The 26936-nt window shown below is 42.0% G+C and carries 19 protein-coding genes; 18 read left to right on the top strand and 1 reads right to left on the bottom strand.

The genetic code is table 11. From position 1 onward, the window contains the following. Positions 1 to 81: 81 nt before the first annotated feature. From DWW10_RS05705 to DWW10_RS05625, 18 genes are all read left to right on the top strand, one after another. A complete protein-coding gene (locus tag DWW10_RS05705) occupies positions 82 to 666 on the top strand; it encodes a BfmA/BtgA family mobilization protein (protein ID WP_118421519.1) in 585 nt (194 codons plus the stop codon). Positions 667 to 670: 4 nt separating this feature from the next. Continuing rightward, the gene (locus DWW10_RS05700; RefSeq protein ID WP_118421518.1) at positions 671 to 1588 is read left to right on the top strand and encodes a DUF5712 family protein; all 918 of its coding nucleotides are present in this window, start codon (positions 671 to 673) and stop codon (positions 1586 to 1588) included. A gap of 475 nt (positions 1589 to 2063) precedes the next feature. Further along, complete coding sequence (locus DWW10_RS05695) at positions 2064 to 3863, top strand: ATP-dependent nuclease (protein WP_118421517.1); 1800 nt, start codon at positions 2064 to 2066, stop codon at positions 3861 to 3863. A 4-nt stretch (positions 3864 to 3867) separates the two neighbouring features. Next, positions 3868 to 5631, top strand: coding sequence for a UvrD-helicase domain-containing protein (locus DWW10_RS05690; protein WP_118421560.1), 1764 nt, complete (start codon positions 3868 to 3870; stop codon positions 5629 to 5631). 18 nt (positions 5632 to 5649) lie between these two features. Then, positions 5650 to 7416, top strand: coding sequence for a hypothetical protein (locus DWW10_RS05685; RefSeq protein ID WP_118421516.1), 1767 nt, complete (start codon positions 5650 to 5652; stop codon positions 7414 to 7416). Beyond that, positions 7413 to 8756: a hypothetical protein gene (locus DWW10_RS05680; RefSeq protein ID WP_259320423.1), complete on the top strand. Its 1344-nt coding sequence runs from the start codon at positions 7413 to 7415 to the stop codon at positions 8754 to 8756. Before DWW10_RS05685 ends, DWW10_RS05680 begins: the two co-directional genes overlap by 4 nt. Positions 8757 to 8790: 34 nt before the next feature. Beyond that, positions 8791 to 9645: a hypothetical protein gene (locus tag DWW10_RS05675; RefSeq protein ID WP_118421515.1), complete on the top strand. Its 855-nt coding sequence runs from the start codon at positions 8791 to 8793 to the stop codon at positions 9643 to 9645. A gap of 651 nt (positions 9646 to 10296) precedes the next feature. Further along, complete coding sequence (locus DWW10_RS05670; protein WP_118421514.1) at positions 10297 to 11361, top strand: tyrosine-type recombinase/integrase; 1065 nt, start codon at positions 10297 to 10299, stop codon at positions 11359 to 11361. A gap of 440 nt (positions 11362 to 11801) precedes the next feature. Then, positions 11802 to 12227, top strand: coding sequence for a hypothetical protein (locus tag DWW10_RS05665; RefSeq protein WP_118421513.1), 426 nt, complete (start codon positions 11802 to 11804; stop codon positions 12225 to 12227). A gap of 24 nt (positions 12228 to 12251) precedes the next feature. After that, entirely contained in the window at positions 12252 to 12809 is a 558-nt protein-coding gene (locus DWW10_RS05660; protein ID WP_118421512.1) for a DUF3575 domain-containing protein, read from the top strand. Continuing rightward, positions 12806 to 13759 (top strand): FimB/Mfa2 family fimbrial subunit, encoded by a 954-nt coding sequence (locus DWW10_RS05655; RefSeq protein ID WP_118421511.1) that lies wholly within the window; start codon positions 12806 to 12808, stop codon positions 13757 to 13759. Before DWW10_RS05660 ends, DWW10_RS05655 begins: the two co-directional genes overlap by 4 nt. A gap of 51 nt (positions 13760 to 13810) precedes the next feature. Then, a complete protein-coding gene (locus tag DWW10_RS05650; RefSeq protein ID WP_259320422.1) occupies positions 13811 to 15397 on the top strand; it encodes a DUF3868 domain-containing protein in 1587 nt (528 codons plus the stop codon). A gap of 45 nt (positions 15398 to 15442) precedes the next feature. Then, positions 15443 to 18787, top strand: coding sequence for a hypothetical protein (locus DWW10_RS05645; RefSeq protein WP_118421509.1), 3345 nt, complete (start codon positions 15443 to 15445; stop codon positions 18785 to 18787). A 217-nt stretch (positions 18788 to 19004) separates the two neighbouring features. Continuing rightward, the gene (locus DWW10_RS05640) at positions 19005 to 19322 is read left to right on the top strand and encodes a nucleotidyltransferase domain-containing protein (RefSeq protein ID WP_118421508.1); all 318 of its coding nucleotides are present in this window, start codon (positions 19005 to 19007) and stop codon (positions 19320 to 19322) included. Between the two features lie 292 nt (positions 19323 to 19614). After that, a complete protein-coding gene (locus DWW10_RS05635; RefSeq protein WP_118421507.1) occupies positions 19615 to 20403 on the top strand; it encodes a DUF4469 domain-containing protein in 789 nt (262 codons plus the stop codon). A 422-nt stretch (positions 20404 to 20825) separates the two neighbouring features. Then, positions 20826 to 21074, top strand: a complete 249-nt coding sequence (locus DWW10_RS26355; RefSeq protein WP_259320421.1) for a hypothetical protein — start codon at positions 20826 to 20828, stop codon at positions 21072 to 21074. 217 nt (positions 21075 to 21291) lie between these two features. Next, a complete protein-coding gene (locus DWW10_RS05630) occupies positions 21292 to 22764 on the top strand; it encodes a hypothetical protein (protein WP_259320420.1) in 1473 nt (490 codons plus the stop codon). Between the two features lie 333 nt (positions 22765 to 23097). Then, on the top strand, positions 23098 to 24993 hold the full coding sequence (locus DWW10_RS05625) for a fimbrial protein (RefSeq protein WP_118421505.1): 1896 nt from the start codon (positions 23098 to 23100) through the stop codon (positions 24991 to 24993). A gap of 183 nt (positions 24994 to 25176) precedes the next feature. Here DWW10_RS05625 and DWW10_RS05620 read toward each other — a convergent pair whose 3' ends face one another. After that, positions 25177 to 26928, bottom strand: coding sequence for a PDDEXK family nuclease (locus DWW10_RS05620; protein WP_118487008.1), 1752 nt, complete (start codon positions 26926 to 26928; stop codon positions 25177 to 25179). Between the last annotated feature and the right edge of the window lie 8 nt (positions 26929 to 26936).

Raw genomic sequence — 26936 nt, 5'->3', positions numbered from 1 at the left:
GACACCTGTAATAAGCATTTTCTTTGTAATGCTTATTATCAGATATTTATCTATTCATATTTCTATAAAAAAGTAATTACCATGCCAAATAGCAGTCGAAAAACGATATTCACTACCATTTCCATAGACAAGGAAACGGCAGCTTTGGTCGAGAAGATATGCAAACGCTATTCACTGAAAAAGAGCGAAGTTGTAAAGTTGGCGTTCAGGTATATCGATAAGGCACATATCAACCCATCCGAAGCACCTGAATCCGTAAAATCGGAACTGGCGAAAGTAAATAAGAGGCAGGATGATATTATCCGTTTCATCCGTCATTATGAGGAAGAACAGCTGAATCCCATGATACGGGCAACAAATTCTATTGCTTTGCGTTTCGACTCTATCGGCAAAACTTTGGAAACACTTATTCTCTCACAATTGGAAGCCAGTCAGGAGAGACAAACAGCCGTACTTAAAAAGTTAAGTGAACAGTTTGGCAATCATGCCGATGTGATAAATAATCAATCCAAACAGATTAATACACTCTATCACATACACCAACGTGATTATAAAAAGTTACTTCACCTGATACAACTTTACTCAGAACTATCTGCTTGCGGTGTGATGGATAGTAAAAGGAAAGAGAATCTGAAAACCGAAATCAGTAATCTTATAAACACATAGGATAATGCACATAGACTTTGCTCCACCATCTAACGGAACATATAATAATTCTGGAAGCTGCCGACAGCTAGCTAATTACATGGAGCACGAAGACTTAGAACGGATGGAAAAGGGTATCTATACCGAAGGCTTTTTCAATCTTGCAGAGGATAATATCTATAAATCAAAGGTTATAAAAGACATAGATACCAATATAGGGCAACTTCTGAAAACGGATGCTAAATTTTATGCTATCCATGTCAGCCCATCGGAAAAGGAACTTCAAGCGATGGGTAATACAGAACAGGAACAAGCCGAAGCAATGAAACGCTATATTCGTGAAGTGTTTATTCCCGAATATGCCAAAAACTTTAATAAAAAGCTATCTTCTTCGGATATAAAGTTTTACGGGAAGATTCATTTTGACCGTAGTCATTCAGATAACAAACTGAATATGCACTGTCATTTGATAGTGAGCCGGAAAGACCAAGCCAATAAAAAGAAACTTTCACCGCTAACTAACCACAAAAATACCACGAACGGAGTAATCAAAGGTAGCTTTGAGCGAGTAAACCTATTCCAACAAGTAGAACAAGGCTTTGATAAACTGTTTAATTACAATCGCCAACCAACAGAATCATTTGACTATCACAGTACGATGAAGAACGGTTCTATATATGAACAGCTTACTATCCATGAGCAACAATTTATTGACGAAAAGAAAAATGAAATATTCCAGTCCAGTGAAATAAAAAATAATATTTCATGCAATATTGATAGCAAACAAAACAGTGAACAATTTTTTAATCAGGTAAATAGCAAAACCGCAGATTCTTTATTATCAATTTTCTCATTAAGAGATACTAATAATTATGATGCAACACAGGCGGAAAAATTACAAGCAAAGAAACTCAAAAAGATAAAGAAGAAAGGAATAAGATGATGATTTAATCTGAAAACTAAGAAATGATATTGTCCGTTACCTGATAGGGTGTTTTTAAGCCTTGTAAATAGCTTGTATATTTAACGGTAGGCAATGTCTCGTCACCCGAAAATAGGCCTTGTATGACATTAATCAAACGGCAGTTTCATGCTATCAGTAAAATTACAATGGTTGTAGTAGCCAGTTATATACTCTTAAAGTGGGAGAGCCAGTAGAAAAGAATCTGATAAAAAGTCAGTTTATTTTGGTAATCTAAAAATATTTAGTAAATTTACTTTTTATATTTAGTAATTTCATTTAGCATGTATAAGCCTTATTTGAAACAGGTTAAATCAAGAATAGAAGAGCCGAGAAATTTCATCCTGATAAGAAGTTACTGGTTGATATGGGCAGATTCCTTATGAAAAATTTTTGAAGATTATCCTGACAGATATTTTCTAATAAGATCTCATTTTCAAATTTGATATTAAACAGCATGTATATAAAGCAATTTGACATAAAAAATTTCAGAGTATTTGATCGAATATCTTTATTCCTAAATAAAGGTGTTAACATCATAATTGGAGAAAATAATTCCGGCAAAACAACTATCATCGATGCCTTGAGGATATGTCTTGGTTATGGAAAGCCTGATACAAACATCTATATCCAAGAATCCGATCTGCATCTCAACCCGTCTGATCCTAACGAATACAATACAGAAATACAATTTGACCTTATTTTTGAGATAGAGTCAGAAATTGAGAAACATTGCTTTAATGACTTCATTTCACAAGATCAAGAACACCCCGAACTGCAAACTATCCAATTTCACCTTAAATACGCATTAGAACAGAATGGGAGAAAAAGATTTTTCAAAAGAAGCGTATGGGGTGGTGACAATGAAGGACAGCAAATTCCTTATGAAGCATTACAAGAGATATTTTATACTTATTTAGGGCCTCTTCGTGATGCAATAAGTGGATTGAAGCCATATTCGTACGATAACAAAACAGCACAGTTATTTAATAAATTGACAAAATATAGAAGAGGTGAAGATACCATAAAATTAAGTGAAGAAATAAAGAAGAGTTTAGCAGAAAGGCTTTACAGCGTCTTCGAAAGTGATGAACATGACTGGAGACATATATTGTGTGAAGGGAAAAGTAAAGTAAACGACCATCTTGAGGGAACAGGTATTCTAGAGAAGTTTCCACAGATAGAGATGAATTATGTTGGTAGGAAATTTTCTGACGTTGTAAGAGGAATAGAAATCAGAAGACCAATATATACAGAACCAGTAGAACCTCGTCTCCAAAAATATTTTGAAATATTTCAAAATGGATTAGGTGAAAACAATCTAATTTTTTCCTCTGTTGTGCTTGGTGATCTCATGAATAGATGTGAAGATCCTGAATTAGAAATTTACAATGCCCTACTTCTGGAAGAACCAGAAGCTCACCTTCATCCTCAATATCAAAATACGTTTTTTGAGTATTTAAGTACTCTTATAAATAGAGGATTGCAAATATTCATCACATCGCATTCACCTACAATTACAGCAAAATCTGACATCAACAATGTGAAAGTTTTACAGAGACAAGGTCATTCTGTCAAGGCGTTCTGTTTTAACATTCTAACCGAAGTAGATTATGCAAATAGTAATAGGAAGTATTTGAGAAAATTTTTGGATACCACCAAGTCTCAAATGTTCTTTGCTAGTGGAGCGATATTAGTTGAAGGTATTGCCGAAGCAATTTTATTACCCACATTATCACGCAAATTTATAAATCCTCGTAAAATTGATTTAGAAAAAAACGGAATTGAAATTGTAAATATTGGCGGCGTTGCATTTGAACATTTTGCAAAACTGTATAATCATGATGATGAAAAGAAGCGACTCTTTTCGAAATGTGCTATCATTACTGACAGTGATCCGACGGTAGACCAAGCAATATCAGATAGAGCTACTATAGCTCAAGGACTAAGGAGGAATCATTTAGAAGTTACATTAGCAACGAATACTTTTGAACACGACCTATTTGAAACATCTGAGGCAAACAAAACTATAATGCGTGAAGTATATAGAAACATGCACCCTCAAACTCAAGATTTAATTGGGAATTTTACAGTGGATACGTTGATGGAAAAGTTGAAGCAAAATAAAGATAAAGCTGAATTTGCCCTACAACTGAATGACAGGTTGATGAGGGAAGAAGATTTTGATGTGCCTCAATATATAAAAACGGCCTTGGAATTTGTGGTTCCAATACAAGAAGTTGCACCAGCAGAATAAAAATATGTTTGAACGTTTATCCATAGCTCAAAGAACAATAGTAGATTGTCCCGATAGGAGGATCGTAGTTAAAGCCTGCCCTGGAAGTGGTAAAACATTTTCGGTAACGGCACGACTTGCAAGATTATTAAGCAATAATGAATTAAATAAACATCAAGGTGTTGCAGCAATCTCTTTCACCCATACGGCATGCGATGAAATAAGGGGCGGAATACAAAAATTCGGAGTTTCAAGTTTCGCCTATCCTCATTTTATCGGAACTATAGATAGTTTTATCAATAACTATATTTTTCTTCCATATGGTCATTTATTTATGAGGTGTAATAAAAGGCCGGAGATTGTTGGTACAGAATATTATCCGTGGTTCAGTTATGATGCAACAATAAGAAATTATGATAGAACTAAAATAATCGACCCTAATTATTTTTTTGACAAAGTTTCTTTCGGATTAAATGATACTCTTCTTCGACTAGAGCCTTATCAAGTATTCAATTTTGGGAAAACAGATTGGGATAACCCATATAAAAAAGATGGGAATCTAAAAAAAGCAATATCAGATCTTATTAAAATGAAAGAAACTCATTTTAGATCGGGTAAAGCTAATCAGGCAGATGCAAACTATATAGCATATAAAATTCTAATAAAATATCCCGCAATAGCGAGAAACCTAGCACAAAGATTTCCGATACTTATTATCGATGAAGCTCAAGATACGACTGCCATTCAAATGGCAATCATTGATATATTAGACAGAGTCAACATCAATTCAATACTTTTGGTGGGAGATCCCGATCAGGCCATATTCGAATGGAATACCGCAGAACCAGCACTATTCATGGCAAAATATAATAACCCCACTTGGACATCTTTGGAACTTACAGAAAACAGGCGAAGCTCAAGTAATATTTGCCATGTAAATAATCGGTTCTTCAATAACAATATGGTATCTGTATCCGAAGAAGATGCTGATTATCCAGCCATACCTTCAATAATTGGCCATTCAAGCCAATCTGAGTCTATAAATCAAATTAAAAATGATTTTATAAATGAATGCCAGAGACTAGGTATTCGCGAAGATCATTATACAATCGTATATCGGGGACGAAAATTTGGCGAAACACATTTTGGATTAATGACTGAATATAGAACTGAGCAAAATGAAAAACCGTGGGTTCACGGTTATTATTATGTCAGAGATTTGGTTCAAGGAAAATATCTCATAAATAAAGGTGCATACAGAAAAGGATTCGCTTTAATTGAACGAGGCTATCATAAAATGCAAGAAAGAGAAACCTATATTTCTGTTGAATTCATTAGAAATAAAATTAAAGATTTAGGCTTTAGGTATTATCGAAATACAATATTCCAATTTATACGTCAATTGCCTGATACAAATTGTACATTAAACCATTGGATTACTCAAGCGAGAAATAATGGACTAAATCTCTGTATAAATAGAAATAGAGGAAATAGTAATATATCAAATATCTTTCATGAAGAAAATATTGCTACTACCGATACTCCAAAATATTTGAGAACAATTCATTCTGTCAAGGGTATGACAGTAGAAGGGCTGCTGGTTTTTCTTACGAAAAAAGATGTATTTAATTATGCAACTCTTTTACCTCAAGAATACAATACCTTAACGCCAGAAGGACAAGAACAGATGAGAATTGTATATGTTGCTTGTACACGCCCAAAGAAATTATTATGGATAGCAGTTCCCGTTGAGGATGCCTATGTTTGGACTAATAAACTTTTCGGATAAATACAAAGAAGATAGCTTATGGATCAATCTTGGTTTGAAATGCACGATTTAAGAAAACGCAAATTAGATAATTCTGTTTGGGTTCCACTTAGAGCTGAAAAAGAAATTCGAAATTCAGTTCGATTCGGTTTTATTGATTATTCAGAAGAGTTCATTGGGCATAGCTCTATAATGGTGCCAATAGATCAACAATCTTTTTCAGAAAAATTAGATTGGACTGATATTGGAATTAGCCATACTCACAATTGCTCCTTTCATGGGGATAAGTATATGCCAGCTGATGTTTATTGCAATAATGACTTTGAAGGAATAAATTTAGTTCTAAATCAAAGTTTTGACAATAATCTGGATTGTAATGAATGGCATCTACATCAGGATTTAGTTATAAGTTTAGGCCTTAAAAGGGAAGGAGACATTTGGATCTGCCCAAGTGAAGGGTATGCAGAGGTTGCTAAACTTGAAAGAAATCAAGAAGGAAGCCCAGTGTTGTTGCAAATCAAGAATCATTTTTTAAAAGATTACCTATGTGCTAGAAAATGTGGGTTATATATGACCTCTTATTATAGCAGGGATAAAATTTGTGAAAACACCTCCGTTCTCTCATGGACAGAATCATCTAAAGAAGTAAAAGAAGGACGGAATCTTTGGGAGTGTAGAACATTAGAAATACATGAAGGAGGATTTCCTTATGGCCAAAAAATGGCAGTTTCTCATGTTGGAAGAATTGACATTGATGAAAATGAGGATATTCCTGATATGACTTCATTCCCAACAGATGAAAATGTCAAATCGGATTTTTTTGAGAAAAGTTTTCAAGGGAAGAAATTATATAGAATAATGTCTGAATTATGGAAATATGAATGGATAAATCCCGCAAAGACAAGTTCTATCATCTTAGGAGATGAACACCCCATTGATATATATTACATCACTGACGCAGAAGGGAATAAAGAAAGTGGAAATAGTCTAAATAAAGGAGGAAAGTGGCTTTGGTTTAAACCTGAACTCGTTTCGAATTTATTATCAATAAGAGGCAGCTCCTTAAATTGGTATACAAGAGACACTGGACGTGTTGCATGTGTTCCAAATGGAGGAATTCATTTTGGAGTCAATGAATTAGGATTAATTACTGTTTATGCGAAGGATGTTGGGAATTTGCCCGAATGGCAACAGCAAATCTGGGCAGGATTCAACATTGCTCCAGAAGGTGGAATATCTAAAGAATTACATGCATCTCAGGTTAAAGCAGAGCCAGCACCAACCCTTGCACCAGAGGCTTTTATAGAAAGAGTGATAACAGAAATAAATGAAGAAGCTAAAAAACAATTAGATATTCGTTTTTTTAGAGGACACCACTCTATTAGTGAAATAATTAAATCGATAAATAGATTCAGGGCTATTAATGAGAATGGATTATTTTCTCTAGCAAAAGATATTGCAAGAATAATAGTAGATGACATTGATATAGAATCTGTTCAAAAAATAGCAGTTCCCCCTAAAAATACAAAATGGGGTTCTTTGAAGACAATTGAAAATCTATTGGCATTAAAGATCTCTTCGGAAAACGCAAGAAAGATTCTAAGTCCTATTGTTGGGGTCTATGAATTAAGACATGGCGATGCTCATTTGCCAAGTAGCGATATAGAAAACTCATTTCGCTTAATACAAATTGACAGAAGTTTGCCTTATGTTACTCAAGGCTATCAGATGATATATGCGTGTGTAGATAATTTGTATATAATTCTCCGAATCCTTGAAAAGTGGAATACTAAATCAGAAATATGATGTCAAGAGTTGCTGGTTACTTTTTAATTTTAAATGATCGCAGGTATTTCTCCTTTCAAGGAAATATGCACTATAAATTTGCTGAACCTGTCCCGGAATTTGCTCATCCGAGGCATGTGCCATTAGTATGTTTTATTACTAATAAATCAGGGGCGATAACCCATATTGGGCATGGAAAGCGAGGAGTTCGTGCAGGAACGGACTTACGAAGACTTAATATAGAAGATATATTCGAGCTTAAAAAGCCTGTTTCTGCTATTGAGATAGCTAATACCACAGGTTCCAGAGTGAGAGCACATTTGATTAATAAGATAAACTCTGGAGGATTATTTTCCCCTAGATGCTTTGAGGAATTTCTTAGTGTCTTCTTAAGGAAAGCCCCAGATACGATTCCTCTCTTAGACAAATATTCCAAAAGTAGGCAATTAAGGATTTCAAGGCTTTCCAAGAATGCAAAAAAATCATTAGCGGAACAAAAGGAAGCTGTACTAACAGCAATGAACATTGCCGGGATAGACAAAGATAATGCGCAAGGATGGGATTATGATGAAGCTGAAAAGCCCATATCGTTTCTTGATGGTATTGCTCAAGTTAGACTTCGGGAAGATTCTATGATAATAAATGATTTATCGAACATTCCCGGCTTTGATTTGATTAAATCAACAAAATATTCATCCTCAGTATTTGAAAATAGCAAGACGCGTCTCACAGTCTTACTGGCAAATAGATTACCGTTAGAAGAACTTCTAGGAACTGATTTGATTTATTTCAATGAAGATTTTAAATGCTTTATCATGGTTCAATACAAAGCCATGGAAAAGGAAGGGGACAAATTTGTATTTAGGCTTCCTAATTTGCAATTTGCTGAAGAGATATCTCGAATGGATTCAATAATCCAATCCCTGAGATCAACGAGTGGCAACGGATTTATAAATGATTATCGGTTTAATGAGAATCCATTTTTTGTCAAGCTATGTCCGCGACTTGAGTTTGATCCAGATAATGTTGGCTTAAGCACCGGAATGTACATACCTCTTGATTACATTAAAGTGCTAGAGAATGAGACATGTATTGAAGGTGAACGAGGAGGGAAAGCGATTAGCTACGATAATGTAGGAAGATATTTAGATAATACAGGGTTTAAAACCATCATAGAGGGTGGATGGATAGGCACAAATCAAAATCAATCTTTATATATTGAAAGGATAATCAAAGATATTTTAGAGAATGGAAAAACTGCTGTTCTCGCAATCAAGAAGAAACTTGAAAAGGATTTTCCTTCTGAACAATTTGAAGAAAATGAAGATGAATCAGGTGATTTCGAGAATTTACCATTTTAATGGCTAACACTAACTGAAAAGACTAGAAAAAGAAATGAAAAAAATATTTCACAAATCAACAACTAAGGAGAAATGTGCAATGCTACTCTTATCGTCTATGAATTGGGGATGTAGCAATATACATGGCACAAATGAAGAAATCAATATAAAAATAAAGAAGAAGCTGAAATTCCAGCATGAATGTGATATACTAAGATTTCGCAGCTGTATTGATTTAATTGAGGATACAGAAAGTGCCATAACCCATTTTTCTACTTTTGGATTGGAAAAATTCAACAAAAGAATTGGCAAAAACTTTGGCGAAATGTACATAAAGTTATATGGTATCTTAAATGCTATTTATCTGCAATTAAATGCAATAATAGAGATTTATGAAATATGCAAAATTCCCAACAAAAAAGATATTGTAAGTAAATTCAGAAACCATAGGATTTTTGAATTGAGAAATATTATGGGGGCTCATACTTCTAATTTTGAAGACAAGTCTGACTATATGCCACTCAATTTTAACCACAACTCTTTTAGAATTACACAAATGCAGTTAAATGCCAAAGGAAATAACTTGCATGCAGTGGATAATTTCGGAAATATAAAGGAGTTCGATCTATATGAGTTGGTTATGAGTTATAATATGCTTTCAGAGAAAGTGTTATATGATGGTTGTAACGAGTATATGGATAGACTTTTTCGCAATTCAATCTCAAAGAAAACAGAATTATTTACTTATTACGAATTGACGAAATTTGAAAATTACAATTATCAAAAGCTCTACAAGAACGATAAATTATATCGCAATTATATAAAAAGGATACGACAACAACTTGACATGGAAACTACAAGAGATTTTGATATAGATGAATTTATTGCAGATGATCTATTGTTCACTTAGAGTCTGAAAATGACAATAATTTAATGCTAAGGTCACCGTTAAATTATTGCAAAAATTAAAGAAACTTCAGTAAAAGTATATGGTACATATGCTAGAAAAGAAATAAAAGAGATAAAGTCAATTGAAAAATTATGATTATCTCCCATTTTTGTTCCCGAAAATTGCGACCAACGCACAAAATGATGTGAAACACTGCAAAGCAGTGAAGGTCTTATTAAAAAAATAACGCTATACAACCCTTAAGGTAGTGTACTGGGGAAAACTGTATAAAATCGCTTTTCTTTTTGTAAATTCAAAAAGGATCATTAATCTTTACACACAGTATTTTCCATGAGCAAACTACCGCAAAAGCGCGTAACAAATTAGTGGGATAATTCATGGGATATGCTTGAAGCAAAAAATATAAAGTTTTAAATATCAGCGTGGTAACTCTACAAGGAGAATCCCAGGCGAAATATAAGAAATTAAGTCGTTATCTGATGTAGATGGCTACTTTTTTTGTTTATATACATTAGGTACAGACATTTATACATGTTTCATGACAAATAGCCATCTTTCCTGTTCTTACTTTTGATGTTTTCCTCCTTTTCCATACAAAACAAATGATAGAAGGTAGAGTTGAGAGGAGATACTAATTAAAAGAACAGTGTGATGAAAATGAAGACATTAAAGGAGGGTATTATAACTCATGCGGATAGTTTGGGCGAGTTGTTTAAGTTCTCGGCGGAGCATACTTGCAGGAGTATGCTGCATAGCTTGGAAGAGTTTGCTAATATGGAGTTAGTTACTTTTAAAGAATTGACGGCAGGATTTTTCTTGGGCTTTGAACACTATTTGTGGGCTTCGGGATGTTCACGTAATACTTCAGCGTGCTATTTCCGAGCGTTGCGGGCTATTTGTCGAGAAGCAGAAAAGGAGAAAGAGCTGAAAGACGCTAAGCGGCTCTTTAGTGAGGTATTTACGGGATACGAGGAGACGAGGAAAAGGGCGTTAAGTCTTGAACAGCTTCGTATGGTGGTGGATGCTGATTTGGAGGATGTGCCAAGTTTGGGGGTGGCACGGGATCTGTTTATTCTTTCTTATTATCTACGAGGGATTCCTTTTATTGATTTGGCTTATCTACGGAAGATGGATATTCAGGATAATGTGCTTTGCTATCGCCGTAGCAAGACGGGGAGGATGTTAACGATTACGCTTGAACCGTGGATGTGGGAAATTATCGAGAGGTATTTATGTGATGATTCGGGTTCACCCTATTTATTAAGGATTATACGCCAATCGGGAAGTATACCTGAGGAGAGGAAACAGTATGAGAGTGCCTTGCGACTTTACAATAAACATTTGTATCGATTATCTGAACGATTAGGATTGGGAGTGAGACTGACTTCATACGTAGCACGCCATACGTGGGCGACATTGGCATATAATGAGGATATACCCGTATCTAAGATTAGTGCAGGGTTGAGCCATGCTTCAGAGGAAATTACGCATACTTATTTGAGATCGTTCTCTGATGAACAACTGGCAGTGGTAAACTTGCAGATGGCAGCGTTGGTTAATCCAATGGCAGAAAAGGAATGGAAGAAGAAAGAAAAGGGAAAGGGAAATAGGAATGATAAAGAGAGTAAAAGCTCTCAGAATGAGCTTCATATTTCTGTTCCGATTCCCGGTAGGAAACGGAACGATTCCGGCGGTAAAGGAACGATTTCCAATTGAAATAAACAAGAAAAGCAGGAAATACTTATCGAAGTTTCCCAGTTTTCTGTAAAAAATCAGTTAAATTACAACACCAGACACGACAAAAACATCTCTCTTATCCTGAAAGTTAGATTTTGTCTCAAAAAGTCATGTCAATAAATATTATATTCCTGTAATAATATGGTATATCAGTGGAAAAGCTCTTTGTATTGATTAAAAAGCTTTCACTTTTTTTGTTTGAATACAAAGTTCCCCTTACCCATACTTTAATACGGAGCATCTCATTATAAAATTGAGGAATACAGGAAGATAAAATTGGTAATTGTCTTCCTTTTTAGTTAGGAGGGACGATTATTATCCACCTAATTTATGGTTGCAATAGCGCCCGTTCCGTTTCCTACCGGGAATCGGAACATTCCAAACAAAACAGACAATAATCTACATAAAAAGCAAGCGCTATGTTAACACTCAGAACAAAACTCGCTCTGGCAGTACTGCACGACATACAGTATAAGGATTACCAGTTGAGTACTTCCCTTAATCCTTCACCTTCCGAAGTTACGTACCTGCTGCAAAAGCTATCAAAAGGACGCCTGATAGCACTGATAGAAAATCGACCGGATAATCTGTCTGATAACCGCCCCGAATCCTACCACCTTGCCTGTGCATATCATCAAATCAACCTCCTTTCCATTCTTGAAGCATTGGGAGAAGGCGTTTACTTCAACCGCCCCAGTGACGAAAAATTCTATTCCTGCTATGGGACGACAGCCCGCAAACTGGGCATTGTCAATCAGATGACACGCCTTTATCTGATGGAAATTTCCATAGCCGAACTTCCCGTGAGCGAATGCCTTATGGAGAACTCCATACCCCATATCTAAACTGTGCAATAAATCCGAATTGCCATGAAACGACTTTATTTGCTGTTCCTGCTGCTCAGTCTGATGAGTACCGCTGCCTTTGCCCAACGCGTGGCATTGCGCACCGACCTGCTATTGTGGGGAACTACCACACCCAATGCAGGAGTGGAAACCAGCATCAGCCGTCATTTCACAATGGCACTGAACGGGGCTTATAACGCCTGGAAGTTCGGCAATGATATGAAGCTGAATCTCTGCCTGATACAACCGGAATTACGCTACTGGCCTTGCCGCAAGTTCGAGGGACACTTCCTGGGAGTGCACGGACATTACGCTTACTACAACGTAGGCCAGATCCCTTTCTTTTCGGGTATGGAAGACATTATTTACCGGGGCAACCTGTATGGCGGAGGTATCACTTACGGTTATCACTGGGTGCTGGGCGACCGCTTCTCGATAGAAGCCGTAATTGGCGGCGGATATGCCCGCATGGAATATGATAAATACCGGTGCGCGGGCTGCGGCGAGCGCATGGGACATTATAAAAGGAATTATTTCGGGCCTACACGGGCCGGTGTGTCACTCATTTATTTCATCCGATGAAAGTTATGGTAATCCTCTGTTGCATACTATGGTTCTGCACCTCCTGCACGTTCGATTTTGACGAACCGGGAGTGTGTCCCTACAATGTACGGCTGAATTACCGCTATGCCGGCAGGCCCGACGCCGGACAACTCTCCATGTATGTGGACAACATCCACCAGTTCCTTTTCGATGCGGACGGAGTGTTGAAGGACATCCGGCTACTGAAAGGCGACAGCCTGGAGTATTGGCAGGGAGAGTTAGCTCCCGGACGATATACCCTCGTGGCATGGGGAAACTGGGGATATGAAAGCGATGTAGTACCCACACCCCAACCCGGCGTGACGCAAATCCGTGAACTGGCAATGACTTCGGCCACGGGAACAGCTACAGGAACATCCACAAGCGAATATCGACCGAACACCGAAAGACTATACTATGGATATAGCACGTTTGAAATTCCCGCTACGGGAAATTCAGTGAACCGGACCATCTACCTGACCCACTGCCACGCCGTCCTCCGGATTACCGTACATTGGGAAGACGGATACTTTCCGGCGGAAGGAACAGGAGGCTATACATTCCGCCTGCGGGGCGTACCTTGCGAATACGGCTTTCCGGCAGGTTACGACATACCGCTGGCCAGTGGTGACGGAGCTTTTACATTTCCCTCCATAGGCAGCCCGGTAATATGGCATCAAGCCAAGGCAGCAATGAACTATAACGATGAACTGACGGGAGAATTAGTAACGTATCGCCTGACATCAGGATCACATCCGTTGCTGAGCATCTACCGGGGTAATGAGCGGATTATGAAGGAGATTGACTTGCAACTGTTCTTTCGCAAACTGCCCGTCAGTCTGGATGAAAACACGGAACAGGAGTTTGACCTGCTGGTAACCATCGGGCAGAAGATTGTAGTGACACAGCTCAATTCGTCGGACTGGGCGGAAGGCGGAGGACTGGGATAAAAAGGCAATTAAAAATTAATAATTAAAAATTAAAGAGGCTGGATGAAAAGGATGAAGAAAATAATAGGATGTCTGGTTGGGGTACTGCTGACTGCGGAAGCATGGGCGGGCGGAACTTTAACACTCGGTTCGCACGTCTTTACGCAGGGAGACAGTCTTCACATAGAACTGCTGCTCAATCTGAGTGATGCAAAAGCGGGGAATGCGGAGGCTTATCTGTTCACTCCCGTGCTTCGTGGCGCAGGGCGTCTGCAAGAGCTGCCCGCTGTGGTTGTGAGCGGACGTCGCCGTGCCCGTGCCGACCACAGGCGGCAGGCGCTTCAACCGTCTCCCGGCTATTTGCCTCCTTACCGTACGCTTTATGCCCGAAACCGGAAAGACAGTATTATTTATAAGGTATCCGTTGCCTATAGCCCATGGATGGAACACGCTTCATTGGTGTTGATGCGCGAACGGCGGGATTGCTGCCGGATGAAGATGCTCGGAGTAGAGCCGGTGATAACCGATCTTACCCTGACAAGCCCTTTCCATGTTCCGCAGGGACAGGTATCAATTTCGCAGGGGCAAATGGCCGTTTCACAAGGACAGGCTGTAAATCTGCCGGAGCAGACGGCAATCCCGCAGGCAGTTACAGAAAGACATGAAAATGCCACCAACCGACAGGAAACTCCAAGCAGACCGGACTGTATGCCCTGTGCCGAGTGTACAGCCATGGTGACTTACCTCATCCCCGATATGGAAACTCAGAAACACCGTTCGGAAAGCGCCACCTTATATATAGACTACCCTACCGGAGTTTATGACGTCCGCCGCGAATTCCACAACAACCGTCCCGAACTGGAGAAACTGGACAGCCTGATGCGTCCGCTCACCGAAGGAAATCTGGCAAATATTTCGAGTATCTCCATCTGCGGTTACGCCTCGCCCGACGGGATCTACAAGGACAATGAAATACTGGCTTCCAACCGCGCACACTGTTTCAAGGAGTATATGCGTGCCACGTATGCACCGGGGCACGATCTTTATAAAGTTTCTTCCGTACCCGAAGACTGGGACGGATTGGTGGAACTTCTGCAACGTCGCCCCATGAATCACGGTGACGAAGTATTGTCCCTCATTGCCCGAACCGGCATTTTTGAAGGACGCGAAAAGCAATTGATGGATATGCATGGAGGAACCGTATATCGGGAACTTCTGAAAAGCTATTTCCCGCAGTTGAGACGTATCCGTATCACGGTGGGCTATGAGGCCCGCGCTTTCAATATCGAAGAGGCGGCAAGTCTGATATATACCCATCCCCGCCTGCTATCATTGCAGGAGATGTACCGGGTAGCCGCATTTTATCGCCCCGGCACGGAGCAATATCGTGAAATTTATGAGATAGCCGCCTACCACTTTCCGGACGACGTGCTGGCCAATATTAATGCGGCTTCGGCGGTAATCATGGCAGGTGATCCGGTTAGCGCACGGCAATATCTGAGCAAGGTGGCCGATGACCCGCGTGCATGGAATGATTTCGGTGTGCTGGCCTATCTGGAAGGTGACCGGAAGAAAGCGGAAGAATGGTTTCGCAAGGCACTGGGAGTAGAACCGGAAAAGGCGAGGAAGAACCTGAAGAAAATGAAGAATGAAAAATAAAGAACGAAAAACAGAAAACATAATAGAGAATAAAAAGAACGAGGAATGGAAATAAGTAATAACCGCATAAAAGTAACAAGCATGAAAACATTCGCTAAATTCTTTCTGCACTTTTCATTGGTGATACTGTCCTGCCTGATGGCTAGTTGCACCTCCGAAGTGGAAACAATAGGCGGCACTCCCGAAACACCGGAGAACCCGCAGGCCAATGACCCTAACCGCCGTTCGGTGGTAATCTCTCTACAAAACAAGCTGATCCTTGTGAACGGTACACCCGAAAGCCGGACTATCACCCGCGACGGTATAGCTGAGGAGGACGAAAACCGCATTGAAAGTTTCGATATTTATGCTTTCGGCAGTGACAAGGAGGAAGGGCCTTACACCTTTCAGGAACGTTTCTCCTACCGTTCGGATGCCGGAACCCTGCCCGCGGGTACTTCCCCTCTCGAACTGAAAGCGGACGAGACCGCCGGGAAAATAAATGTGGTGTTCTACCCTCGCAAAGGTTTATTCACCAAGTTTTATTGCGTAGCCAATCAAACCGAAATGGATGATGCCGCAGGAAATACATACACGAATTATACCCCGTTACAGCAAAGTTCACAACCACAGTCCAGCGTACCCGGAGACATGGTAACGAGCCCCGGAACACCTACTGAAAGTGATTTCGTTAAACTGAATACCCCGCTATTAAATTCCACCGGCTTTAATGCTGATATCCTGCTTGCCCCGCTGCCCATGTCCGGTGCCAACAGTCAGCCCACCGACTTGCGCGAATACAGTATGGGAACTTACGTGCGACTGAATGTTTCACTCACTCGCGCCGTGGCACGCTTCGACATAGTAAACGATGCTACGAAGTCTCATTTTACTATCACAGATATCAGCATGGGAAACGGAAGACAAGGTGTAACACTGTTCCCCATTCGTCCGACAGGAGATGTTCCCGCCACAAACGGTCAACTGATTACATACCCTTACCGCCTTTTCGACGGACTGAACGCCAATGCAGGAACTACCACCAAAGCTTTCTATTGCTACCCATGTAAAGCCATAGATGCAGGATTTTTGATTTTGAAAGGACTGTATGCCATGAACCTGACGGATGAAAAGAAAGAGGTATCTTATCGCATCCCTTTCGAACGTGTGACCGATGGTGACGGAAGCCTAATCGAGATAAACCACAACCACCGCTATACAGTACAGATCACAGAAGCTGACCCTTTTGAACTGACAGCCAATATCCGTCTGGTGGATTGGGAAACAGGAGACTATATAGATGATTACGAGCCCGACAACGGATTGGAGACAATTGCGGTAGCTGATTTGTTGCCTGTGGGTGAAACCACTTACGACATCAGCACCAATATTGTGACACTGGCGCTCAAAGCAGGAAGTAGTTTTGCTATCTCCACAGGTTCCAATGCCGGAGTAAATGTACAACTGACTTATAACGGCAACAGCCCTGCTGACGGCTGGTTGAAACTGGAAGAAATCCCTGTCACCACAACACGGGCAGAAGCCACGCAACAAGTAAAATACAAAATCTCTTTCAATGAAAGTTACGCCGGCGACAGTTATCCTCGCGGCATCCTGCGCCTAACGGATAAAGCGGGAGGCAGTGAAGAAGTGATACTAATAGATACGACCTTTGGTACTCCTGTCGTAGAAGCCACAGGCGGAACAATGAATCCTGACGGAGTAAATAAATGGGATGCGGCGGACAATACACTCTATCTGGTACAGGTTATCGGCGCTAATACATCCACAGGCACGATAAATATCACTTCTATTGGCGGCAGCAAAGTGGAACTTCCAGCCAATTCGGGCATTACCGTTAATCCTACTTCAAGTGTAAATACTACACAAGAATATACTTTCCGGTGGGCAAGCACGGATGATGTCAATCTTACTGAAAAAGAAATCATCGTAGCCTTGAAAAATCGTTCGAACGAGACAAAAGCCGAAAATATCAAAGTGAAATTACTCCCCAATCGAATCAGTAGCTTACAAATAACAAATCCAAGCGCAGGCATCAGTCTTTCATCTATAACAGCTACCACAGCCACGCTTACTATGCCTATCATCAAGGACAACCAATTCACCCTTACGATGGATAATTACAGTAAACCTACCATAAGCAGGTGTCCGTCATGGCTGGAGAACATCACACCGGTGTCTACGCGTAACACACCGGAAAATAAAACAGTAAGTTTCACTTTCAAACTAAAGGAAGACGCAACAAGTTTTGATGATACACAAATCGTGTTCACTAATGCAACAGGAGGCATAGGAATGACAGTGAATATTGCGAGAGAATTCCAAGCACCGACGGTGACTCTTATAGGTGAACCGCTGCCCACAACGAATACTTACAGTGGAACTACGATGAAAGCCAAACGGGTAAAGAGTGGAACAACTTCTACTTATAAGATACAAGTGTATTCGCTTGGAGGAAGTGAAATCCACAGTAATAATGGAGATTTTACCTATAGTTTAGTGAGTACTACAGACAATACTACGAAAATTTACCGCGTAGGAATCCAAGGAGGAAATTATAATTCTGCCGGATCACTCACTTTTGATATTCGTAATCTCAAAGATACAAGCAAGAAAGTAACTCATACTATAGAATATGCCTCTTCGCGGCCTACACTATATAGTTGTACCCCCAATAATAGTATAAGCACTTCGATAAATGATGCAACTGCTAATTTTTATATAAATGATGTGGCTGGATTATATGGAAAGGATAAAGTACGTTTTTCTATTACTTCTCCAGGAGGATTGAAAACACCATCTTCTGCCATTGACGGCTTCAGACTAACGAATGAACATGCCTGGAGTGCTAGTGAGCCATGGGATGAATTCGAACTTTACATATCTACTACAAGTGTAAATAAGACTGGTGGCAAATATGGTGATGCAACGATAGGTACTTATACATTCGAGTCAAATGAATCTAGCTATTTTAACAATTTGGTCATCACACTTTTTAATAAGTTGCCTATTGGGGGCGGATATTGGGCATCTAAGATCAACAACATATATTGTATACGAGTAGCAACATATGTCAATTACCAATCAGCCGTTAGCAAAATAAATAGTATGGGAAATGGTTGGTTCATGCCTGGTTGGCCTATATTAAGAGATTTCTTTAAAATTGGTGATTGGGTCATAGATGGAGAGAGAACTCAATCCTACCCGGCATATTTTACCAATGTTTTCATTGAGGGCAGATTTTATAATACAGACTATACCGATATATATGAATGCGGCCTAAGGATAAGCAATATAAACACGTCATCAGGCACAGCCTTATTTAAATGGGTATTAATGGATAAATATACAGCAGAATCTGACTATTACGCAGTTGCTTTCCATTACTAAATAGCCTCGTTCAAGCGGATTCGTAATCCGCTTGCCTCTAATATTAGGATTTAGAATCCTTCGTTCTTTGACATGTTGGAATGATTTTTATAATACACAAAAGTGTCTCTATAAATAGAATATACATTTTGATAAAAACGTAAAAACCTGTTCTTCGGGATGCTGAGAATAGAAATTATGATTATCTTTGTAAAGCCTTCATCAAAACAATAAGATCATGGCCCATACTACAGAAAAGATTATAGATAAAATTAAAGAGTTGAAAGGAACTGTATTGCCATCAGGTAAACTTATTCTTTTTGGTTCGCAGGCACGTCGTGATGCTACTACCGACTCTGACTGGGATATGTTATTACTTTTAGATAAAGAAAAAATAGCTCCTTCAGATTTCGATACTTACGCTTATCCTTTTGTAGAGCTGGGGTGGAACCTTGGAGAGTATTTCAGCATGAAACTTTATACCCTATCCGAATGGATAAAACGAAAAGGTACACCATTCTTTAAAAATGTAGAAGAGGAAGGAGTTGAATTATGAAACTCAGTGAAGAAGAAAAGAAAAAGTTAATTGATGAACAAGCATATCAAATACTATCATATTATAACATCGCACACTAACGCCTAACTTTTAAGCGTTACCCTATATTTATAAAATCATTCCAACATGTCAAAGAACGAAAGCTCGTTTGACATGTTGGAATGATTTTTTTGTGAAACTCCCTTCCGGCTTTTCTCTAAGAGACTCATTCCTCATGCCATAATTATTCGATTATCAACAACGGCAAGACTCCGGTTTTACCGATAGTATTCATTATAAATATTTATAAATTATGGCAAACGAAATCAAGTATCAAATCAACGGCCAACTGGCGGACAACACCGTGACCGTGGACAACAAGGAGGATATGATCCTCGTCCCCGTATCCATCGGCAGTGCGGACGAAAACCGCATCATTGCCGAACTGAAAGCGGAGGACTCCGGTCTGCGTGAAGAAACCATCCGCCACGTCTTCGACCTGCAAAAGCGGGTCATCAAACGCATGCTGATGACCGGCATGAGTGTGAACACGGGATTGTATTACGCCTCAGTCGCTTTCCGCGGCGTCATAGAAAACTCCACCTGGAATCCGGCAAAGAACTCCATCGTGGTGAACTTCAACGTAGGCGCCGACCTGCGGGAAGCCATCAAGGCAACCACAGTGGGCATCATCGGCGAGAAAGGCAGTGCCATGTACATCGGCGGCGTGCAGGATGCCTCCACCCGTGCACAGGATGCTTCAGCCACGGCAGGACGCGCCTTCACCCTTACAGGTAGCAAGCTGAAAGTGGTGGGAACCGACCCGTCAGTGGGTATCACCCTGAAAAGCAGTTCAGGAAAGGAAACCAAAGTAGCCGAAGACCTTTGGGTGACAAACGATCCCTCGAAACTGACGTTCATCATCCCTGCCGATCTGGCGGACGGAACGTATGAACTCAAAGTAACCACACAATTCGGCAGCAACAGCAAGACCATGCTGAAAGTGCCGCGCAGCGTGATGAAAACCATCTATATAGGCAAAGCACCCGATGGAGGCGGTCTCGGTCCTGATGGAGGTCTGGAAGAGGACCCGTTAGGATAGTCCGGCGGCAGCCGTACTGCTACGTGTGGCGTAGGTGGCCACCTACGGATGGCATAGACGGCCGTCTACTACCGGCGTAGCTGACCGTCTACGCCACACGTAGCAGTACGGCCCGGGAAATGCCTCACAATAAGATTATTAACTTTCTAAAAAAAGTATAGACAAATGATGAAAACGAAAAACATGCTTTGGATGTCGGCTCTGCTGGCCCTGCTTGCAGGATGCAGCCAGGGGGAGCTTGGCACCGACGACGCTCCGGGAAAAGGAGTAGGCAAAGAGATCCGTCTCGTATTTAGTGGCGGAGGAGAGTCGCAGGAATACACCCGCGCCATCGCTTCCGAAAGTGAGAACCAGATTGACAACCTGGACATCTATGTATTTGCAGCCACCGCCGACGGCGGAGACTACCAGTATCTGGAAACGTGGAAAGCCGCCGCACAGGACGACACCGCAGCGAAAACCTTCAAACTGAGCGGTGCCGGAACCGCCCGCAAGGCCTCCATCTTCCCGACGGAGCTGAAGGGCATCCCCAACCTGAAACTGTATTGCGTAGCCAACAGCACCACACTCTACAAAGCCGACGGAGACCCAATAGACCCTCTGGTAGCGGTGAAAACCAACGCCGCCACCGGAGCCATAGAAACCGCCGGCACGAAAGCCACGGACTTTGAGAAGTACTGTACCGCCAAACTGGAGCCGACAGGCACCGCCCTGGGCACTCCATTAGTAATGACCGGAAGCGGCACAACGAAGATACTGGGCAATATCGCCACGGTGAACATCGAACTGAAACGCCGCGTGAGCCGCTTCGACATCGACAATGAATCCGCCAAGACGGGACTGATCATTGAAAGCGTCGCGCTGGGAAACGGACGCAACCAGGCTACCGTGATGCCGGGGACGCTGACCACACTGGATGATGCCGGTCGTACTGCCAGCCTCATTAAGTACCCCGTAGCCGAAGGCAGCTATCTGATGCTGCCCAAAGCCAATCAGGGAGTGACGGAGAGTGCCCTCTACACCTATCCTTTGAAAGACACGGACGAGGCGTTCCTCATCATCAAAGGCAAATACCAGAACCCGATGCAGAAAGACCCTGTGCCCGTGGAATACCATCTCGACATACAGCGTGCTCCAGATACCGGCGGAGCGACTGCATTCATAGACGTAGTGGCCAACACCCGTTACACCCTGCACATCAAGGAAGTAATGGAAGCCACCATCACCGCCTTCTTTGAAATTGTGGACTGGACCAGTGGCGGCGGAGTCATCGTTAAGCCCGACAATGCCGCGCCCGTAGTGACCGCCCTGAATGTGGAAGGAACCGATGCGGACGTCGCCACCAAAGAAATCAGTGTGACAGCCGACGGTACGGAGAAAGTCATCACACTGACCGCTACGGCCAGCGGCAAGGTACAGCCGAAGTTCAGCACCACAACGGGATGGGACATCGACTGGCTGGAGCATGACGATGCTGCCTACAAGTCGGAAGTCGTGGACGGAGTGACCACCACTACCATGACCTTCAAATATACGCTGACTGCCGCCACTCCTTATGTTCCCGTTACACTGACCCTGGCCAATGAATCGGCTTCACAGGATGAATCGGTTTATACTACGCTGACCATTGTGCCGCCCGCCACGGCACCGGTACTGGATTTTGCCACACCGGATGCGGCTACGGGTAATTTCAACTTATACGATCAGGCGAATGGTAAACTCACGATGTACAAAACGAGCAAGAGCAGCATCACACTCGGGGCAAGCTGTCCGTTCGGAACGAAATTAGTATTGAATAATCAGCTTCCCTGGCTGGAAGTTTCGAAGAGCAAATCAGGCCCTGCGCCAAGCACGACGGGTACTCCCGCCACGGATGTTTCTGTTTCGACTCCAGTGGAAGAGTACTACACGCTTATGCTGAAAGACGTGACGGCAACCAGCGATGTAAACAGCAAGTTCGAGATTATCAATCTGGGAGACGCAACTCAGACACTGGAATTGACGGTGGAATTGCTCGATCCTGCCATTACAACGATTGAACTGACGGGGACAACGGGCGGAGCCGCTTACAATAACTATAAGATTACTGATGTGCCCCGCACTGACGGAAGCACTGTTGAGGTAAAAATTACTTCTCCGCAAGGCGTGACGGCAAGCACGCTGTCGTCCTGGTTCACCATTGCCGAGACCACTGCCTTTGCAAGAACCGCTCCGACGGATGCTACCGGCAGCCAGACGTTCACCCTGACCGTGAAGGATGCCGTTACCGACTTCACAGCCGCGCCGATTGTGCTGAAAAACAATATCTCGGGCATGGAAGACGTGACAGTGCTGGTGAGTGCGGCTGCTGTAGCTCCTTAAACCGTAATATAAATCCTGCGAGCAGCCTGTATGTTAATGAACTATCCCAATTCCCCTCCTCCCAGGAGGTTGCTCTCCCCCGATAACGGGGGAGCCGGAGGGGGTGGGTGCCCAAAGGGCGGGGTGGTAGGTAAAGTAAGAAATACCGATGAATCATATAAATAAGGAATTATTTTCTCACCTACCACCCCCCCGTTGGGGTACTCCTCCTCCGCCGGAGGAGGAGAATTGAAATACTCGGTTAATTAAAACAGATACTCTTTTAATCAGGACGATATGAATAACTTGCGAAATATCAGTAAATAAGTAAGTAATAACAATAATATTAAGATTATGATTAAAAATAGAAAACAGTTTTCTGCATGGGTGATAGGCCTGCTTGCCCTGTCCCTTGCGGGCTGCAGCGAAGCGGAAGTGCTGCCGGCCACTACTCCCGGTGATGACCCGCTGGCCAATGACCCGACGCGCCGTGAAATCATTCTCGGCTTTCAGAACAAGCTGAACATAAAAACCGTCACCCGCGCCGATGCCCCCATCGCCACGACCGAAGAGAATGAAATCACTTCACTGGATATTTACGTGTTCTCTTCGGACAAGGAAGAAGGGCCATATACTTATCAGGAACGGTTCTGTTATCGTTCGGACGGTGCTACGATACCTAACGCTACGAAAATTATATTGACCGTGGAGGGTGACAACGTAGCACTCGCCACCCTGCGCCCCAAGAAAGGCCTGTTCACCAAATTCTACTGCATTGCCAATCAGCCGAAATTGCTGAAATCCGGAGCGGAATACACCAATTTCGTAGCGCTGGAACAGAGTTCACCGGGTGCGGACTATAATATTGTGACCAAAGCGGGCATTCCCACTGAAACGGATTTCCTCACCTTTACCACTCCGTTGCTGGACCCCACCGAGGATACGGACATCTTGCTGACACCCCTGCCGATGGTAGGTTCCTACAGCCCTGCACTCGACCTGCGGGATATCAGTATGGGGTCCCGTACCCGAATCAATATGACACTGTCGCGTATCGTCTCCCGTTTCGATATCATCAATGACGAGAAATTGTCACATCTCACCATCACCGGTGTATCGATGGGGCACGGCCGCAAAGGCGTTACCTTCTTTCCGGTGGTTCCCGTGGAAGATGCCGATCCGGACAAGACACTTATCACCTACCCCGACCGTGACTTTGACGGCGCCAATGCCAATAAGGGAACACAAACAGGGGCTTTCTACAGCTATCCCAGTCCGATTGCCGACAAGGGGTATCTGATTATCAAGGGAAAGTATGCGCTGAACCAGACGGATATACCGCAGGAGGTGAGTTACATGGTAGAATTTGAGCAGTCGGTAGCGGGCACGGGCGGTTACATCGAGGTAAAGCCCAACCACCGCTACACGGTGCGCATCACCGACGCCGACCCGTTCAAGCTGGATGTGAACATCACCGTTTCGGACTGGACGGATGGCGGGGACTTTGAGTATCAGCCGGAAAATGAACTGGCTATCGGGACACTGACAGGAGTGGGAGCAACCGTTATTGCGAGTAACAATACAGCCACCGTCTCCCCGGATGAGACTGAGTATTTCAGTATTCCTTTCACCAGCAATTCGGAAGCGGAATGCAGCATTGTCTATACAAGCTCCGCGGGTGGCAGTGCCGAGTGGCTGAAGACGGAAATCACGCCGGTAACCCGTGCCGGATCAGCATCGTATACTTGTAAAGTGTCAAAAGCCGATAGCTATTCTGGGAATCTTTTCCCGAAAGCCATCATCTTATTGCGCAGCAAGGCAGGGCGCGAAGAAAGCCAGATTGCAGTGAAAGCCGATGTAGGAGTGCCGGGAATTGCCGCGGCAGCAGTTACACCATCAGAACCGGATGCGGCAAATACCTACACTGCCGGAAGCGAATCACCGGATGTGATCACAGGAACACTCAACATGCAGAAACAGGCCAATGCCGGAACCACCTCGTCCATGAAACTTACTGTGACTGCCAAAGGCGGTAGCCGGATTGTTGGTTTACCTGCCTGGTTGAAAGCGGATAAGACGGAAGGACATAACACCAAAGCTATAGACTATACCTTGACGCTGGACCAAAATGCAAAGGATTTTCCCACAGGATCGTTCCCAGCAAATGCGGCGGCAACCTTTGAGATACAGAATCTGTCGGATGTGGCAAAGAAGGTGACGGTAACAGTTAATGTGACGGAAGCACCATAAATAGGAAATGAAGAAGAAATGATGAAAAAGGTCTTTGTGACATAATAAAAAAACTTCTGAAAATAAAGAATCGGGTAGGAAGGAAACGATGGGGTTTTCTTCCTACTTTGATTTGAATAGATTTCGTCTGGAAATATCAAAGGCTATAAATTAGTAAAGCCCGAAACATAGAAAAAGCGTGATTCACAGTATAGTATACTCCCACTCCAATCCTCCGGCATGTTTATGCTTAGAGCTATCATTACAACACAGACAGATTGTTGAGCAGCTTATATTGTATTTTTCGGCAGCTTCTTTAAATGTATTGAATATTTCTCCGGTGGTGATACACCTTATCTTCTTATTTCTTTGTTGCACTGTATTCTTGAATTTACAGCTTTTACAGCTGCTTCCCCGCAATAAATTTCCCGGATATGCCTGCCAGGTCTTGCCACATTCACTACATTGTACTAATATGGGTTTATTCCTACTTACATAGGTTCCTATAACTTTAATTGTAGGCAACAGCTTTGCGATTTCCTCAACAAAGTTTTCATGGGTTCTCCGTGCTTTATTGGCACATTTCGGACAGCCGGTTCTATTATATTTCGCTACAAGATGATAGGGTTGGGTAGACCATATATAGCCACATACTTTACATTTTATTCTTATAGAAGTATCAATATTGATATATTCTGCCAGAGGGATAATATTGGGCTGTAATGAATTTAATCTTTCAACAAAGTCATTATGTGTCATTTTTAAAGTACCGGCACATTTAGGACATCCCGAACCTAAACGTAAAGAAGACGGTCTCACATGCCATTCATGATTACAGACTTTACATTGTGCTTTAATTCTATTATTAGCTCCTGCAAAATCACCAATAATTTCAATCTTATCATTTATTTTAGACAGTTCTTCTCTAAATTCCTCAGTGCTCATTCGTCTTGAATCAATTTGAGCATTCTTCTTAATTTTTTCCCACTCACTTGTACCAAGGTTCGAATTTAATCCGAATTCGGAGAGAACCTTTTTGGTTATTTCAATCAGTTTATCTGTATTCCGGCGAGAAACAAGATCGCAATGTGTCACCAGGCAATTATCGAAAGGAACTGTTGCATCATCATAGTGGTCGTATATAGTTATGAGTTTGATGCCTTTATCTTTGCACAATAGATGCTTTTCCCAGTCTTTCGCTACCATATTTTTATGCCAGTGCCACGAACCGGGCTCTACAGCTACTTTTAAATCAGGCACATATATGTCTAATTCAACTCCTATCACCGTTTTTTCTCTTGACATGACTTTAGATTCGCCCAGAATATGAGCAAATGAGTGATATATAAACTGTTCTAAAAAGGAGGTGCAGGACCTGTGACAGTTAGGACAGCCACGTTGGTTCAGAACATCATGAGGTCTTATTTGATACTCATATCCGCAGGCATTACAATGAAGCGGCATAAGTGTATGATTGTTTATATACATTGCACCTTCGCTGACAACAAGATTCGGGTCGATTTTATGGAGACGCTCCAAAAATATCTCCATCGTCAAGCGCTGAGACGCTCCTTTCTGGGATCGTCCACATTCCGGACATCCCCTGCCACTAAGAACATGTGCAGGAGTGATATCACACTCATGTCCACATTTCAAGAATCTGAATTTAGTTTTTTCGAGTGCCTTCACATACCGGCCAGTTATGATAACGTCATCTCTCAGGGATTTTAAGTCTTTCACAAACTCCGCATGAGATTTCAGTTTGACTCCGGCACACCTGGGACAGCCATGTCCGTGCAATAGACTTCCTGCACGCGGCGACCATTCACAACCACATTTATCGCATTTTACAGCAATTTTAGAGTTGTAATCCTTGTATGTTCCCAAGACAGTAACTTTTAAATTCTGTGCTTTCAATTCATGACAGAAGTCTATATGAGTTTTTTTCTTTACCATACGACTAA

Source organism: Bacteroides intestinalis (genome assembly GCF_003464595.1).
Lineage (GTDB): Bacteria > Bacteroidota > Bacteroidia > Bacteroidales > Bacteroidaceae > Bacteroides > Bacteroides intestinalis_A.
This window is presented reverse-complemented; position numbering and strand designations above follow the sequence as displayed.